The 14,654-nt window shown below is 71.9% G+C and carries 13 protein-coding genes and 1 pseudogene; 7 read left to right on the top strand and 7 right to left on the bottom strand.

What is annotated here, in order from left to right:
* Positions 1 to 8 precede the first annotated feature (8 nt).
* The 4 genes from gmd to OG230_RS34420 are packed head-to-tail and all read left to right on the top strand — an operon-like array spanning position 9 to position 4,669.
* Positions 9 to 1,067, top strand: a complete 1,059-nt coding sequence (gene gmd, locus OG230_RS34435) for a GDP-mannose 4,6-dehydratase (RefSeq protein ID WP_328907686.1) — start codon at positions 9 to 11, stop codon at positions 1,065 to 1,067.
* Complete coding sequence (locus tag OG230_RS34430; protein WP_328907685.1) at positions 1,064 to 2,116, top strand: glycosyltransferase family protein; 1,053 nt, start codon at positions 1,064 to 1,066, stop codon at positions 2,114 to 2,116. Before gmd ends, OG230_RS34430 begins: the two co-directional genes overlap by 4 nt.
* Positions 2,113 to 3,669: an oligosaccharide flippase family protein gene (locus OG230_RS34425; protein ID WP_328907684.1), complete on the top strand. Its 1,557-nt coding sequence runs from the start codon at positions 2,113 to 2,115 to the stop codon at positions 3,667 to 3,669. Before OG230_RS34430 ends, OG230_RS34425 begins: the two co-directional genes overlap by 4 nt.
* Positions 3,632 to 4,669, top strand: coding sequence for a glycosyltransferase family protein (locus tag OG230_RS34420; protein WP_328907683.1), 1,038 nt, complete (start codon positions 3,632 to 3,634; stop codon positions 4,667 to 4,669). The genes OG230_RS34425 and OG230_RS34420 overlap by 38 nt, the downstream gene beginning before the upstream one ends.
* Positions 4,670 to 4,678: 9 nt before the next feature.
* On the opposite strand, the gene OG230_RS34415 is transcribed toward OG230_RS34420, so the two are convergent.
* The 6 genes from OG230_RS34415 to OG230_RS34390 are packed head-to-tail and all read right to left on the bottom strand — an operon-like array spanning position 4,679 to position 11,012.
* Positions 4,679 to 5,746, bottom strand: a complete 1,068-nt coding sequence (locus OG230_RS34415; protein WP_328907682.1) for an LCP family protein — start codon at positions 5,744 to 5,746, stop codon at positions 4,679 to 4,681.
* Positions 5,721 to 6,863, bottom strand: a complete 1,143-nt coding sequence (locus OG230_RS34410; protein WP_328907681.1) for a glycosyltransferase family 4 protein — start codon at positions 6,861 to 6,863, stop codon at positions 5,721 to 5,723. The genes OG230_RS34415 and OG230_RS34410 overlap by 26 nt, the downstream gene beginning before the upstream one ends.
* Positions 6,860 to 8,005 carry a glycosyltransferase family 4 protein gene (locus OG230_RS34405; protein WP_328907680.1) on the bottom strand — a complete coding sequence of 382 codons (1,146 nt, stop codon included), beginning with the start codon at positions 8,003 to 8,005 and terminating at the stop codon, positions 6,860 to 6,862. The genes OG230_RS34410 and OG230_RS34405 overlap by 4 nt, the downstream gene beginning before the upstream one ends.
* The gene (locus tag OG230_RS34400; protein ID WP_328907679.1) at positions 8,002 to 8,766 is read right to left on the bottom strand and encodes a WecB/TagA/CpsF family glycosyltransferase; all 765 of its coding nucleotides are present in this window, start codon (positions 8,764 to 8,766) and stop codon (positions 8,002 to 8,004) included. The genes OG230_RS34405 and OG230_RS34400 overlap by 4 nt, the downstream gene beginning before the upstream one ends.
* Positions 8,767 to 8,771: 5 nt before the next feature.
* Positions 8,772 to 9,818 (bottom strand): MraY family glycosyltransferase, encoded by a 1,047-nt coding sequence (locus tag OG230_RS34395; RefSeq protein WP_328907678.1) that lies wholly within the window; start codon positions 9,816 to 9,818, stop codon positions 8,772 to 8,774.
* 12 nt (positions 9,819 to 9,830) lie between these two features.
* Positions 9,831 to 11,012 (bottom strand): NAD-dependent epimerase/dehydratase family protein, encoded by a 1,182-nt coding sequence (locus OG230_RS34390; protein ID WP_328907677.1) that lies wholly within the window; start codon positions 11,010 to 11,012, stop codon positions 9,831 to 9,833.
* Between the two features lie 167 nt (positions 11,013 to 11,179).
* Between OG230_RS34390 and OG230_RS34385 the strand changes: the two genes are divergently transcribed.
* The 3 genes from OG230_RS34385 (at position 11,180) to OG230_RS34375 (ending at position 14,201) form a co-directional block, all read left to right on the top strand.
* Positions 11,180 to 12,442, top strand: a complete 1,263-nt coding sequence (locus OG230_RS34385; protein WP_328907676.1) for a nucleotide sugar dehydrogenase — start codon at positions 11,180 to 11,182, stop codon at positions 12,440 to 12,442.
* Between the two features lie 110 nt (positions 12,443 to 12,552).
* Positions 12,553 to 13,386, top strand: coding sequence for a class I SAM-dependent methyltransferase (locus tag OG230_RS34380; protein ID WP_328907675.1), 834 nt, complete (start codon positions 12,553 to 12,555; stop codon positions 13,384 to 13,386).
* 383 nt (positions 13,387 to 13,769) lie between these two features.
* Positions 13,770 to 14,201: a DUF350 domain-containing protein gene (locus OG230_RS34375; protein WP_328907674.1), complete on the top strand. Its 432-nt coding sequence runs from the start codon at positions 13,770 to 13,772 to the stop codon at positions 14,199 to 14,201.
* On the opposite strand, the pseudogene OG230_RS34370 reads toward OG230_RS34375, so the two are convergent.
* A pseudogene (locus OG230_RS34370) lies at positions 14,180 to 14,643 on the bottom strand (molybdenum metabolism regulator); the annotation flags it as partial. The gene OG230_RS34375 and the pseudogene OG230_RS34370 sit on opposite strands and share 22 nt — an antisense overlap.
* Between the last annotated feature and the right edge of the window lie 11 nt (positions 14,644 to 14,654).

Here is a 14,654-nt window from a genome sequence, read left to right as displayed (position 1 = left end):
GTGACCTCATGCCGCCGAAGGTTGCACTGATCACAGGAATCACCGGACAGGACGGCTCGTACCTCGCCGAGCTGCTGCTCTCCAAGGGCTATCTGGTGCACGGTCTCATCCGCCGCTCGTCGTCCTTCTCCACCGGCCGGATCGACCACCTCTACAAGGATCCGCACGAGCCCGACGCCCGGCTGCGGCTGCACTACGGCGACCTCGCCGACGGCTCCCGCGTCAGCACCCTGCTGGAGGCGATCCAGCCCGACGAGGTCTACCACCTGGCCGCCCAGTCCCATGTCCGGGTCTCCTTCGACGAGCCCGAGTTCACCGGCTCCACCACGGGCCTCGGCACCACCCGTCTCCTCGAGGCGATCCGGATGACCGGCCTGCCCTGCCGCTTCTACCAGGCGTCGAGCTCGGAGATGTACGGCATCTCGCCCGCGCCGCAGTCGGAGACCACGCCGTTCCACCCGCGTTCGCCCTATGCCTGCGCCAAGGTGTACGCGTACTGGATCACGCGCAACTACCGTGAGGCGTACGGCGTTCACGCCGTCAACGGCATCCTCTTCAACCATGAGTCCCCGCGTCGCGGCGAGACCTTCGTGACCCGCAAGATCGCGATGGCCGCTGCCCGCATCGCCCGGGGCGAGCAGAAGGAACTGCACCTCGGCAACCTGGAGGCACGCCGCGACTGGGGGTACGCGCCCGAGTTCGTGGAGGCCATGTGGCGGATGCTCCAGCGCGACGAGCCGGACGACTATGTCGTGGCCACCGGCACGAGCTACAGCGTGCACGACTTCCTCACGCTGTGCTTCGAGCACGCGGGTCTCGACTGGGAGCGGCACGTCCGCTTCGACGAGCGGTACCTGCGGCCTTCGGAGGTGCCGGACCTGATCGGCGACGCCTCGAAGGCGGAGCGGCTCCTCGGCTGGCGGGCCTCGGTCCGTACACCGGAGCTCGCCCGCATCATGGTCGACTCGGAGCTCGGCAGAAACACCTCCGCGGTACCCGGCCCGACGGCGCCCGCGGCCTCCGCCGGTCTGCCGACCGCCGCCGCCCTCCCCGTACCGCCCCGATGACGCGGCCTCTGGTCCTGCAGATCGCCAACGAGCCGGTCCTGGAACCCAGTTCGCGTTTCGTACGGGTCTTCGGCCGGCTCGCCGCAGACGGGCTGCTGCGACACGCCGTGGTCTCCCCGCTCGCCCTGCTCGGGGGCGGGCGGGAGGCGGCGCTGCGGCAACTCCACGCAGAGGTCGGCGAGTTGCGTCCCGCAGCGGTCTTTGTCCAGACGCCCGGCGCGTTCCCCTGGACCGACGACGACGTCCGGGCCCTGCTCGCCCTGCTCGGAGACCCACCCGTGGTCTTCTGGGAGGGAGATGCCTGGGGAGGCCACAAGCAGCTGACGCCGGGGTCCGTGGCCTGGCTCGAGGCCGCCGCCCGCGTCTACTCCGTGGCACTCGGCCCCCAGGCGGCCCTGCTGCGACGGCGCTCCCACGCGTCCGTGCGCTATGTCCCCCATGTGCTACCACTGTCGTTCGACGACACCCCCGCGCCGCCGCTCGGCGAGGCCTTCGACGATGTCGTCGCCATGGGCAACTGCTATGTGCGTTTCGGCTGTTGGGGCGGAGTGGAGGGCAGTCTGGACCGTTCCCGTATGGTCCGCGGACTGCTCCGGCTGCCCGGCTGCCGGTTCGCGGTGTACGGGGCACGCTGGCGTGGCCGCGGCGCGCGGGGTCCGGCGCCCTTTCCCCGTCAGGTCGAGGTCCTGCGTCAGGGGCGGATCACGGCGGGCTGGGATCACTACACCGAATACCCGGGCTACTTCTCCGACAGGCTGCCCATCGCGCTGTCCGCGGGGCGCCCCCATGTCACCTCCCGGCAGCCGGGACTGGACTGGCTGCCCGGCCCGCGCACCGGCCTGCACCTCGCCGCGACACCCGCCGAGGCGGTGAGTATCGTGCGCCGGCTCCTCGCCGCGGACGACGACGACCTGCACGGCCATGCCTGGGTGCGCGAGCGGCTCACCGACCAGGAGGCGCTGCTGCACATGCTGGGCGGCCTGGTGACGCCCCCGTCGCCTCCCGCGGATCCGTGGCATGCCTTCATCCAGCCCCTTGTCCCCGCATGAGCCGCACGCCCGACGACTCCCCCGCCTCCGTGGAACACCCCGCTGCACAGCACGCCTCCGCGGTCCATCCGTCGGGGAACCGGGCCCGCCACGCCCTGCAGGGGCTGCTGTGGAACTACGCGGGCTCCGCCGCCACCATCGTGATGCAGCTCGTGTACACCGCCTGCACGTCCCGGATGGTGCCGCCCGCCGCGTTCGGCGCCTTCGCCACGGCATCCACCGTGGCCGGGGTGCTCGGATACTTCTCCAACAGTGGCGTCGCCACCTGTTTGCTGACCGCCGAGCGGCTCACCGCGCCTCTCACCGCTCTGGCCCTGCGCATCGGCGCGGTGAGCGGCACCCTGTGCTTCCTGGTGGCACAGGCGGTCGCCTTCGCCGTGACCGCCCTGTGGGACATGCCCGAGGCAGGGCCGATGCTGCGGCTGGCCATCTTCCAGTTCCTGACACTGCCTGCGGCCCTCACGGCGGTGGCCGCGCTGCGACGCTGCGGGCGCACACCCCAGGTCGTACGGCTGGAACTGGTGGGCCACACCACCGGAGCCGCCACCTCGCTCGGACTCCTCGCCGCCGGGTGGCCCCCCATGGCCCTGGCGGTCGCCGCCCCCATGAGCTCGGCCGTCCTCCTGGCGGGTGCGCTGTGGCTGCTGCGCGGACAGGACCTGCCCGACGGTCCCCGCCCCACGGTCCGCGGGCTCGTGGACGCCTCCGGATTCTTCAGCGGATACAGCCTCGCGCAGTACGTGTTCAACAGCGCGCCGCTGTGGCTGGCCGGCCGGCTCGGCGCGAGCGCCGCCGGGCACTACTCGCGCGCGAGTCTGTTCACCGGCCTTCCGCTGACGGTACTGGTACAGGGCATCAGACTCACGACCACCCCGGTCCTCGCCGCCGACCGCGGCCAGTCCCCGCAGGCGGTGTCCGACGTGCTGTGTCTGGCCTCCGCGATCGCCTTCATCGGTTTCGGCACCGTCGCCGGTCTGGGGCCCGCCGCGCTGAACCTGCTGCTCGGGCCGGGCTGGGACACGGCGGCAGCGCTCGTCCCGCTGCTGGCGGTGGCCTCGGCCCTGTCTCTGCTGACCTCGGTCGGCGACAGCGTCAACCAGGCGCGGGACGACCGGCGTTCCCTGCTGGTCACGCAAGGCTGGGCTGCCTCCGCGATCGCCGTCACGCTGGCCGCGGTCGTCGCCCGGCACTCGCTCACGCTGCTCGCCGCGGCCACCGTCACCGGTCCGCTCGTCGCCCACGCGGCGCAGTTGCTCCGCTGGCGCGCCCACGGCGTCATCGCCCTCGCCCCGCTGCTGCGCGTCCATGCCGCGCACCTCACGGCCGGGGCGGCGCTGGCGCTGGCCGCGTACTGGGGGGCGACGGCCGGTGACACCCCATTCCACGGGCTGTTGCTCGGCACCGCTGCGGCGCTCGCCGTCCTCGTGTGCGCAATGCCGCTGCGCGCCCGAATTCCGCTGTACGCCGTGGCCGATCGCCACGGTCTGCTCCCTCGTCCGTCCACCTGGAGTGTCCGTGGCCAGTCCGCCGCTCGTCCTGCACGTCAGCAATGAGCACCCACCCGTCAGCCCCGACTACGGCTTCCTGCGCGCCTTTCGCGAGCTGTCCGCAGATGGCGTGCTCCGCCACGAGTGGATCGCTCCGGCCGCCGCTCCGGAGCGGATCGCCGGGCTGGCGGCCGGCACCCGGCCCGACCTCGTCTTCGTCCAGTCGCCGCAGCCGCACCGCTGGACGGAACGGGGCGTCGCCGGTCTACTGCGGGCGCTCGGCTCGCCGCAGGTCGTCGTCTGGGAGGGCGACGCCTGGGGCGGACGCAAACGGCTGAAGGCGCGGAACGTGGCGTGGCTGCGACACGCCGACGCGGTGTACAGCGTGGCGCTCGGCGCGCAGGCCGAGCTGCTGCGGCGGGCCGGCGGGCGTCCGGTGCATTACGTCCCGCACGTGACGCCGCTCTGCTTCGCCGAGTCCCCCGCAGAGGCGGCCGAGCCGCGCGGCGTCGCCCTGGTGGGCTCCCGGCTCACTTACTGCGGCATCGAACTCATCGCGGACGACGGTGAACGCGCGCGGCTGGCACGTGAGCTGGCGCGCGTCCCGGGCTGCGAGCTGTCGATCTACGGGCGGGGCTGGCGCGGCTCGCACGCCCGCGGCCCCGTCCCGTACGACGACCAGGTGGCGGTGATGCGGCGGGCGCTGATCACCGTCGGCTGGGACCGCTTCCGCGGCCACTCGGGGTACTTCTCGGACCGGCTGCCCATCGCGCTGAGCGCGGGCCGGGTGCATGTTTCCTCCCGGCAGCCCGACCTGGGCTGGCTGCCGGGGCCGGAGACCGGGCTGCATCTCACGGACACACCACGGGAGGCCGCCGACCGGGTGCGGGACCTGCTCGCCGCCGAGCCCGGCCGGCTGCTCGCCGACGGTGTCCGGGCCGCCACGTGGGCCCGCGCCCATCTGACCGAGCTGCACGCGCTGCGGCACATGCTCTCCGGCCACCTCCCAGTGCCCGCTCCCCGGTCGGGTCCCTGGCCGGCGATCTCCGCGCTCGGCTCCGTGTAGCCGCTTCCATCAGACCTTGGGGCGGCCGTCCGGCTGGTAGGCGTTGTAGAGGTGGTCCGGAAGCGGCTTGTCCTCGCGGAGCGCCCTGAGCAGCGCCTGCCCCTGCCCCTTGACCATTTGGTAGTTGCCCCAGCGGTCCGGGTCCTCCACGCACGGAAGCGTGACGATCTTCACCTGGTCGGAGGGGATGTTGCCGGCGCTGCTCATCAGCTCGAACAACTCTCCCGGCGATTCGAGCCCGGGGTCGGCCGTCAGCGCGGAGGTGGCGGCGTCGAGGAGCGGCCACAGCCGTGTGGGGTTCCTGAGCGTGCCCGTGTCGCTGAGCTTGTCGTAGAGCGAGCGGACGAACTGCTTCTGCCGCTCGATGCGCTGGAGGTCGCTGCCGTCGCTGACGCCGACCCGGGTCCGTACGAACGTCAGCGCCTCCTTGCCCTTCACGAGCTGGTGCCCGGGCTGCAGCGTCACCCCGTACTCCGGTTCGCTCACCGGTTCCGTCACATCGACCTCGACCCCGCCGATGGCGTCGATCACCTCCTCGAACCCCGTGAAGCTGACGACCAGATGGTGGTCGACCCGGATGCCGGTCAGGTTCTCAAAGGTGCGGATGGCGCAGGCCGCGCCGCCGAACTGGAAGGCCCAGTTGAACTGGGAGTACTGGGCCCGGCTGCGGCCGCCGTCCGACTGCAGGCAGCTGGGGATCTTCACCATGAGGTCGCGCGGCACGCTCACGGCGGCGGCGCTCCTGCGGTCCGCGGACAGGTGCAGCAGGATCGTGGTGTCGCTGCGCTCGCTGTCCTTCACCGACTCCAGGTCGGATCCGAGCAGCAGGATGTTCTGGGCCTTCGGGACCAGCGCCTTGGGGCGGGAGGCGTGGTCGGCGGCGAGGGCACGAGCGGCCTCCTCGTCGGTGCGGATGTTTCCGTCGAGACGCGCGTACAGCAGCGAAGCCGCGGCTGCCGTCGTCACCACGAGCAGCGCCAGTCCGAGTCGTGTCAGGAACAGGATCCGCCGGGTTCGGGTCGGGGGTCCCGGGCGCGGTGCGTCCGGCTGGTCAGGTTCTGCCTTGCGTCGTGCCATGGATAAGTCCTTCCACGCCACACGCGAACCTGGCGGCCATTCCCTCGACCGTGTAGCGCTTCGCGTCCGCCTGGCAGGCACGGCGCAGCCGGGAGAGCTCGCCCGGCTCGGTGAGGAGTCCGACGACGGCCTCCGCGTACGCCTCGGTGTCGTCGGGTGCGACCAGCGCGTTGCGTCCGCTTTCCAGGTATTCGAACTCCGGTCCGTGGTACGGCCACGGACAGGTGATCACGGGGGTGCCGAGCGCGAAGGAGTCGACGGCACACAGCCCGACCGCGCCGGGCACCAGGAGGACGTCCGAGGCGGCGCCGATCAGCGCCTTTTCGCGCTCGCCGACAGTCCCGAGGTAGACGACGGGACAGCCGGATGCCTGGGCGGCCTGCACCAGCGGCCGGTGCGCGCCGTCGCCGGCGACGATCAGCCGGAAGCCGGGCAGTTGCCGGGCGACGTGCTCGGCGGCCTCGATCAGAAACGGAACCCGCTTGAGCTTGTCGAGCCCGCCGACGTACAGGGCGGTGCGGCCCTGGGTGAGGCCGTGGCGGTCGCGCAGGGCCGCGACGTCGGCGTCGGTGACGGCATCGCGGGCGGCGGCGAGCGCGGTCGTGTCCAGCGAGTTGTGGACGACGGTGACTCGGGGGCGCGGCAGCCCGGCCTGTACGGCGTAGGCCCCGCCCGCCTCGGTGTAGGCGAAGAACCAGTCGGCGCGGCGGGTCAGCGCGGCCTTGACCCAGCGGGCCGCCGGCCCGTGGGCCGACACATGTGTCCTGCCGTGCCCCCAGAGCCCGATCCGGGGCGGGCCCGTGGCGGTCAGGAGGGGAAAGGTCCGTAGGTGGTGCATGGACTGGGGCAGGACCAGAGCGTCGCAGGTGCGGGCGAGTTCGCCGAGCCCGAGCCAGATCAGGTCGCGGCCCGCGACCTTCCACACCCGCTGGCGCAGCGCGACGGAACCGGGCAGTTCGACGGTGTCGCGCCGCGCCGCGGACAGTCCGGTCGGCAGGCCGTGGGCCACGACCAGTTCGATGTTCCGTGCGTCGAGTTCGCCCCGGAGCCGCGCGAAGAAGGGCAGCCGGTACGCGGTGAGGTACGGCACGACCAGGCCCACCCGGGCCGCGGTCACGCCGTCAACTCCTGGTAGAGCCCGACCATGCGCTCCGTCCAGGCCCGCTCGCCGTACTGCCGCGCGTACACCTCCCGGCAGTGCTCCCGCAGTGCGGGGAAGATGCGGTCGGCCGCGTGCAGGGCGTCCGTGAGCGGGGCGTCCCACGAGGTGACCGCTCCGGTGCCTTCGGCTCTGACCGCGAGCGGCACCGACGAGCCTTCGAAGGCGAGGACCGGCAGGCCGGCCGCGAGGGCCTCGACGTAGACGAGCGGCACGGCTCCCTCGTAACAGCGGCTGGTGAAGACCGCGCCGCGGTATCCGGGGAGCAGCTCGCGCAACGCGGCGCGGTCCAGGGCCCCGAGGAAGCGTACGGAGGCGGGGGCGACGGCGCGGCAGTCCTCCTCCAGCGTTCCGTTGCCGATGACGTCGAGCCGTGCGCCGGCGGGCCAGCGACGGAGCAGCTCGAGGATGCCCTTCTCCTCGCTGAGCCGGCCGACGTAGACCCAGGCGGGGACCGGGGAGGCCGTCGCGGCGTCCGGCGCGGGCACGAAGTTGGGGACCAGCGCCATGCGACGGGGCGGGATCCCGGCTCGCTCGTACGTGGCGCGGCTCAGATCCGACAGCACGACGACACGGTCGGCGCGGCGCAGCAGCGGATCTCCGGACACCCCGTCGCGGGACGCCCAGGCCAGCGGGAGCGTGGCGAGCCGGGAGCCGCGGTAGCAGCCGTTGCGCAGCCCCGCCCAGCGGTCTCCGTCCGGGCACCGGGTGCAGGCGGCTCCGTCCCGGTAGAGGACGGCCGAGGCGCACAGGGGGCGGTAGTTGTGCAAGGTCGCGACGAGGGGGCCAGGCCACTGGGCCGCCCAGGCGCGGCCGAAGTTGGGGAAGAGGTTGTGGACATGGACCACGTCGGGGGCGATCGCCCGCAGTTCGGGGAGCGGGGTGCGGCCCCGGCCGCTCGCGACGGTCACGGCGCAGCGCAGCGGGTGCAGCGGGCGGGTGGCCAGCTCGTCGGTGCGGGCGGCGACGAGATGGACGTCGTGGCCGGCCCGGCGCAGCGCCTCTGCCTGGTCGAGCGGCACCATGTTCTCGCCGCCGGGGACCGAGCCTCCGTAGAAGCTGTGGACGAGGGCGATGCGCAGTTTCCGCGGACGGATCATGCGCGGGCCCCCTTCCACGCCGCCCAGATGAATCGCGGATGCCCCCACAGCACCCTGCGGGCCAGGCGTCGCGGTTCGCTGCACAGCCGGAACAGCCATTCCACGCCGTGGCGCTGCATCCACAGCGGGGCCTGCGGCTTGTTGCCCGAGACGAAGTCGAAGGCGGCGCCCACGGCCACGTACACGGCGGGGTGAAGGGCGGCGAGGCGTGCCGCCTCGTGGTCCTGTTTCGGCGTGCCGAGGCCCACCCAGACGATCTGTGCGCCACTCGCGGCGATCCGGTCGGCCTGGGCCCGGCGCTGCTCGTCGGTGACGTCGCAGAAGGGCGGGGCCTCCGAGCCGACGATACGGGCGCGGGGGAAGCGAGCGAGGAGTTCGGCGGTGAGGCGGTCCAGTACGTCTCGGGTGGAGCCCAGGAGGTAGTGGGTGAGGTTCGCCTCCTGTCCGGTGCGGACGACGTCGAGGAAGAGGTCGGGGCCGTAGACGCGGACGCGCGGCACCTCACGGCCCCGGTGCGCGAGCCGGTTGGCCCACACCACACCCTGCCCGTCGGGCAGATTGAGCCGGGCCTCGCGCAGGACGCGCCGCAGGTCCGGGTCGATGTCGGCCAGGGCCAGGGTGTAGGCGTTGCAGAGGTGGACGTCGGCCGGTACGCGGGCAAGGGCGAGGTCGACGACGAACGAGGAGGCGTTCGAGGGTGTCGTGGCCGCGACCGGCACCCCGGCGCAGAGGAGCGTGGGCAGAGCGGGTGCTGTGGTCATCGTCGTCATCCCCTGGCCGCGTCGACGGTTGTGCCCGTGGCGGCCGGGCGGCCGGGCAGCCGCTGCGCGCGCACCTGCCAGGTGTAGACGGGAACTCTCAACAGGCCCAGGACCGCCGCCAAAACGCCGCCGGCCACCCAGAGAGCCGCCGAGGGGCCCAGGACGCCGCGGTGCAGCAGCAGCCCGATGAGCACGCCCACGCAGGACGCCGCGCCGAGGACCGTCGCGGCGCCCGGCGTGGTGAGGCCGAGCCGGCGCAGGCGGTGGGCGATGTGGTCGGTACCGCCCATGAGAATGGAACGGCCGGCCCGGCGGCGGGACACCACGACGAGGAGGCTGTCGGCGGCGACCACGGCGGAGAGGGCGAAGACGGCCCCCGCGGTCGTCAGCGGCTCGTGACCGGTGTGCACCAGGACGGCGGCCGAGGCCAGGACGAAGCCGGTGAACAGGGAGCCGCAGTCGCCGAGGAAGATCCGGGCCGGGTACCAGTTGTGCACCAGGAAACCGGTGAGCGCGGCGGCCAGGGCGCACAGGACGAGGGCGAGTCCGTACAGGGACTCCGCCGCCGCGCAGATGCTCAGGCCGAACGCGGTGACCGCGCCGACCGTGCCCATCGCGCCGTCCGAGTTGTCCAGCAGGTTGAAGGCGTTGGTGACGAAGGTGATCCAGAGGACAGCCAGTGCCCCCAGGAGGAGGCCGAATCCGGCGCGGTGCACCACGAAAACGGCCGCGCACGCCTCCACGACGAGCCGGGTACGCGCGCTCATCGGCCGCAGGTCGTCGAGGAGTCCGAGGACGGCGACGGCGCCGGCGGCCAGCAGGAGCGCTCCGGTGGCCGGTCCGAGCGGGGTGTCTCCCCACCAGGCGAGCGGGCTGACGGCGACCGTGCCGACGGCCACGGCCACACCGCCGAGGTGAGGGGTGGGCCGGGCGTGAACCTTGCGACCGGCGGGGCGATCGACGAGTCCGACGCGCAGCGCCCAGGCGCGCAGCAGCCCGACGAGCATCGCGGTGAGCAGAAGTGCGGCGACGGCCGCGATTCCGTAGATCACGGTGATGTCCCGTCAGGAATGGTTCTGGGAGGAGGTAGTGGTGCGATCGGCCACCGGGGACGACTCCACCCCTCGGGTGTTGGGCACCGGGAGGGGTGTCCGGCCGTCCGGATTCGCGGGAGCGCAGGAGAGGGAAAGGCCGTCCGCGGGAGTGCGGTCGGCGACGGGGCCACCGGCGGGAGCGTAGTCCGCCGGAGCACTGTCCTCGGGGGAGGCGCAGGCGCGTCTCGCGTCGGCGATCGCCGCGTCCAGGATGTCGTCCAGCGTGCGCCGCGGGCGCCAGCCCGTCAGTTCACGCAGACGGGTCGTGTCCGGGACTCGGCGCTCCATGTCCTCGAATCCGTAGCCGGTACCGAACGCCTCCTCGTAGGAGACGAGCCGCACGGACGAGCCGCTGCCCACCCGTTGGACGATGCGCGCGGCAAGTTCGCCGACCGAGGTCTCCTCGGAGGTGCCCACGTTGAACACCTGGCCGACCGCGCCGGGGTGCGCCAGGAGTCGCATCAACGCGTCCACCACATCCGCGACATGCGCGAAGCAGCGCCGCTGCCGCCCGTCGCCGTAGACCGTCAGCGACTCGCCGGTGACCGCCTGGCGGACCAGGCGGGGCACGACCATGCCGTACGCCGGGGACTGCCTCGGCCCCACGGTGTTGAACAGGCGCACCACGGTGACGGGCAGCCCGTGCTCCCGGTGATACGCGAAAGCGAGGATCTCGTCGACCGCCTTCGCCGTCGAGTACGACCAGCGGGCGACGGTCGTGGCACCGAGCACCCGGTCCGCGGTCTCGGTCAGCGGCCCGGAGGCGTTCTTGCCGTAGATCTCGGAGGTGGAGGCGAGCAGCAGCGGGCGGCCGTGGCGGTGGGCCGCCTCGATGACATGCTCGGCGCCCCGCACATTCGTCGTGAACGACCTCAGCGGCTGCTCGACGATCTGGCGCACGCCCACCGCCGCGGCCAGGTGGACGACGGCGTCACAGCGGCCGGTCAGCTCGTCGACCAGGCGTTCGTCCAGGACGGAGCCGCTCTCGAAGTGAAATCGGGGATGCGACCAGACCTCCGCGAGGTTCGCCAGGTCGCCGGTGGACAGGTCGTCGAGGACGACCACGGAGTGACCCACGTCGAGCAGGGTTTCCGTCAGATGGGAACCGATGAAGCCGGCACCGCCGGTGACCAAATACGTGAGGGATTCCATGCGCAGCCCGTTCCGTAGTTTCTCCCGGCCGACGTGGGACCACGTTGCGGTATCGGGGTGATACCGAGGGGGGCGCTCGGCCGCCTTCGGTAAATTAGTCGCTTTTCTTCAGATATCCGGTGATAAACACGATCTGTTTCTTTCGTTCATCGATCGGAGATTGCCCCATGGGACCAATCGAGGCGCCTTGCCGCGTCACTGTGATCGGGCTTGGATACGTAGGTTTGCCGCTGGCGGTGGCCGCGGCGGAAGCCGGATTTCTGGTCACCGGGCTCGACACGGACGAGCTGAGGATCAAGCAGCTGGCGGCGGGCGACTCCTACGTCGAGGACATCCCCGCCGAACGACTGCTCGGCGCGCTCGACAGCGGGCTGACGGTCAGCCACGACTACGCAGACACCAAGGACTTCGATGTCTGCGTGATCGCGGTGCCGACCCCTCTGCGGGACGGGGCACCCGACCTCTCGTACATCGAGAGCGCCGCGTCATCTGTCACGCCTCATCTGCGGCCCGGCGCGACGGTCGTCCTGGAGTCGACGTCCTACCCGGGCACCACCGAGGACGTCCTGCTGCCCATCCTCGAACACGGCAGCGGGCTGCGCGCGGGCAGGGACTTCCATCTCGGCTACAGCCCCGAGCGCATCGACCCGGGCAACACCCAGTGGCGGCTGGAGAACACGCCGAAGGTCGTGTCCGGGGTCGACGAGGACTCCCTCGGCGCGATCGACTCCTTCTACCGCCGGATCGTGACCCGCACCGTGCCGGTCTCGTCCCCGCGCACCGCCGAGCTCACCAAGCTCCTGGAGAACACCTTCCGTCAGGTCAACATCGCCCTCGTGAACGAGCTCGCGATGTGCGCGCGCCCGCTCGGCGTGGACATCTGGGAAGCGGTCGGGGCCGCCGCCACCAAGCCCTTCGGCTTCATGCCGTTCCTGCCGGGTCCGGGGGTGGGTGGCCACTGCCTGCCGGTCGACCCGACCTACCTGGCCTGGCAGGTGCGTCGCCAGCTCAGCCACGACGTCCGGTTCATCTCGCTCGCCAACGAGATCAACGCGCACATGCCGCGTCATGTCGCCCAACGCGTGGCCACCGGGCTGGGACGGGAACTGACCGGCGCCCATGTCCTGCTGCTCGGTCTCGCCTACAAGAAGAACACCGGCGACGTACGCGAGTCCCCGGCCGTCGAGGTGGCGCGGCTGCTGCACGAGGCGGGCGCCCATGTGCGAGCCGTCGAACCGTACGCGACCCCTGCCCATCTCCCGCCCCACGTGCTGTGTGTGGACCTGACGGAGGAGGAACTGCGCGCCGCGGACGCGGTCGTCGTGACCACGGACCACGACGTCTTCGACTACGCGCTCGTCGAACGGCACGCCCGCTACGTCTTCGACACCCGCAACCGATACCGCGGGGAGGGCGTCGACCGGCTCTGAACGGCGCAGCCGCCGTCCAACCGCTGACTGTCTTGGTCCACAACGGCGACGCGGGGCGAAATCGGCGATTTCTTCATGGATTGCGAAGTCCTCGCCCCTAGCCTTCCCCCATGCAGAACCTGACCCGAAGGATCGCCGCGACCCCGCTCGCGCGGGCAGCCGCGCTGCCCCTGCGGCTGGCCACCGTCGCCCGCTACGACGCCCGAGTGCTCCAGCGCTCGGGCGCCTGGCTCGTCCGTTCCCGCGAGCACTCCTGTTTCACCTACGACCTGGAGCCCTCGAACCACGACCACCTCTGCTGGTTCGTGAGCGAGGTGACCGGCGCCCCGGTGAAGGCGGTGCGCGCGCACATCCAGGAGGCGGAGGAGGACGCCGAACTCCGCAGGACCCTGAACGAGGGACTGGCCACCAGCGTCCGCTCCGGGACCTGCGACCGCGAGGTGCGCTACGGCCGGCGCGTCGCGTACTACGCCCTCGTGCGGACGCTCGCCCCCGCGCATGTGGTCGAGGCAGGCCCCCACCGTGGCATCACCAGCAGCCTGATCGCCGCCGCTCTGCTCCGCAACGGCAGCGGCCGGCTCACCACCGTCGACATCGACCCCCGGGCCGGCGAACTGATCCGGGGGCCGTACCGGGACGTCGTGGACCAGGTCATCGGCGACTCCGTGAAGGTCCTGGGCAGCCCGCAGGTCCAGGAGCGCGGCGTCGGCATGGTCCTGCTGGACACCTCGGTGGGGCCGGACCACGAGGACGCCGAACTCGCGGCCGTGACCCCGGCGCTCTCGGAGCGCGCGCTGGTCCTGTCCAGCCGGAGCCATGCCTGGCCGTGCCTGGCGCGCTGGTCCGAGGAGCGTCAGCGTCGCTTCCTCCACTTCGACGACAGGCCGGGCGACCACTGGCACCCCGGCAACGGCTTCGGCGTGTCGTTCCCCGACCGCGTGTGACGGGACGAAAGCCTCCGCGAACTTCTCAGCCTCGTACGACCGGCACCCGCAACGGGGCCCGGAAGGACAGCAGGCCGAGCATCGGCGGCTGTTGCGGTTCCAAGCCGATGCAGAGTCAGGACGCGGGATCCGCATCCCACGCCGAATTCGAGGTGGCGGCGGGCGTGCGAACGGCGCGGACACATCAGTTCCGGGTCGGTGAAGATCTCCGGGCCGGATCTGCTGCCCATGAGCATCAGCAGAAGCTGCGCCCCGACGGGGGGCCCACTCCGCCGAGTTCCACCGGCCCGCGGTGACGCGGCGCCAGGTCGTCACCGGCGGCAAACGCCGCAGTACTCCTACGCCCATGCCTCGGCCGGGCCACCTCCTGCCGCGCCCTCGGCGTGGTGCTGCTGATCCTCGGCGTCGTCCTGGTGAACATGCTGACCCCGGGGAAGCTCGGCCGGCAGATCTGGGAGGAGCGCAACCACAACGCCGCGCTGCTGCTCAGCTCCGCCCTCCTCGACATCGGAGGAATCGTCTTCACGTCGATCTGGACGAGCTACCACGACTTCGGCAAGGGCCTCGCCTCCACGGCCGCGTCGGCTTACAGGAACCACCTCCGGCGCGGCCCCCGGTACAGCAGCGCGTCCCTGCCGAGCCGTTCCGGGACGGGACGCACGCGCGGAGTGCGGACTCCTCCTCCCGCGCGGCTCCGCGGCCGGCGGCCGTACCCATTCCACGACGGCGGTTTGGGGCCGCTTTCCGGCCGTGACCTCGTATCCCGTCGCTACCCGGGCGCCCGTGGGAACTACACGTTCCAGGAGCTCTCGTAGCCCTCGGACACCACGCGCACCCTTGTCCGGCCGCCCTTCTGCGCGGCCGTGATCGCCGCCTCGCTCGCGTCCACGCAGACGAGGGAGCCGTCCGTGGTGACCAGGTAGAGCCGCTCGTCGCGGTACTGCATGGAGAGGCCCCCCCGGTGCCAAGCTTCCACAGCCGGGTGCCTCCTCGGCAAAGCAGTACACCGAGGAGGCGAAAGAGGCGGCGAAGACGAAACGGCTCTCGCGCGCGGTGCCCGCGTAGACGGCATCCTCTGCTGCCGACCGAAGAGCACCCCGCCCTTGGTGGCTGGTGTGCCGCAGTTCACCACCACCGTCCGGGGCGTACGCGGTGACGCACTTGGTGTGCCCGTGGTACTCCGGCCCGGTCGTCGGCACGGACCATCCAGGCGTGCTCGCAGCGGCCGGTACGGAACCAATGGTTCTCGTCCTCGTGCCTGTCCGGCC

It is taken from the genome of Streptomyces sp. NBC_00234, from assembly GCF_036195325.1.
Lineage (GTDB): Bacteria > Actinomycetota > Actinomycetes > Streptomycetales > Streptomycetaceae > Streptomyces.
This window is presented reverse-complemented; position numbering and strand designations above follow the sequence as displayed.

Coding starts and splice junctions, on each gene's coding strand:
- gmd (WP_328907686.1), top strand. CDS start 9: ATGCCGCCGAAGGTTGCACTGATCACAGGAATCACCGGACAGGACGGC.
- OG230_RS34430 (WP_328907685.1), top strand. CDS start 1,064: ATGACGCGGCCTCTGGTCCTGCAGATCGCCAACGAGCCGGTCCTGGAA.
- OG230_RS34425 (WP_328907684.1), top strand. CDS start 2,113: ATGAGCCGCACGCCCGACGACTCCCCCGCCTCCGTGGAACACCCCGCT.
- OG230_RS34415 (WP_328907682.1), bottom strand. CDS start 5,746: ATGGCACGACGCAAGGCAGAACCTGACCAGCCGGACGCACCGCGCCCG.
- OG230_RS34405 (WP_328907680.1), bottom strand. CDS start 8,005: ATGATCCGTCCGCGGAAACTGCGCATCGCCCTCGTCCACAGCTTCTAC.
- OG230_RS34400 (WP_328907679.1), bottom strand. CDS start 8,766: ATGACCACAGCACCCGCTCTGCCCACGCTCCTCTGCGCCGGGGTGCCG.
- OG230_RS34390 (WP_328907677.1), bottom strand. CDS start 11,012: ATGGAATCCCTCACGTATTTGGTCACCGGCGGTGCCGGCTTCATCGGT.
- OG230_RS34385 (WP_328907676.1), top strand. CDS start 11,180: ATGGGACCAATCGAGGCGCCTTGCCGCGTCACTGTGATCGGGCTTGGA.
- OG230_RS34380 (WP_328907675.1), top strand. CDS start 12,553: ATGCAGAACCTGACCCGAAGGATCGCCGCGACCCCGCTCGCGCGGGCA.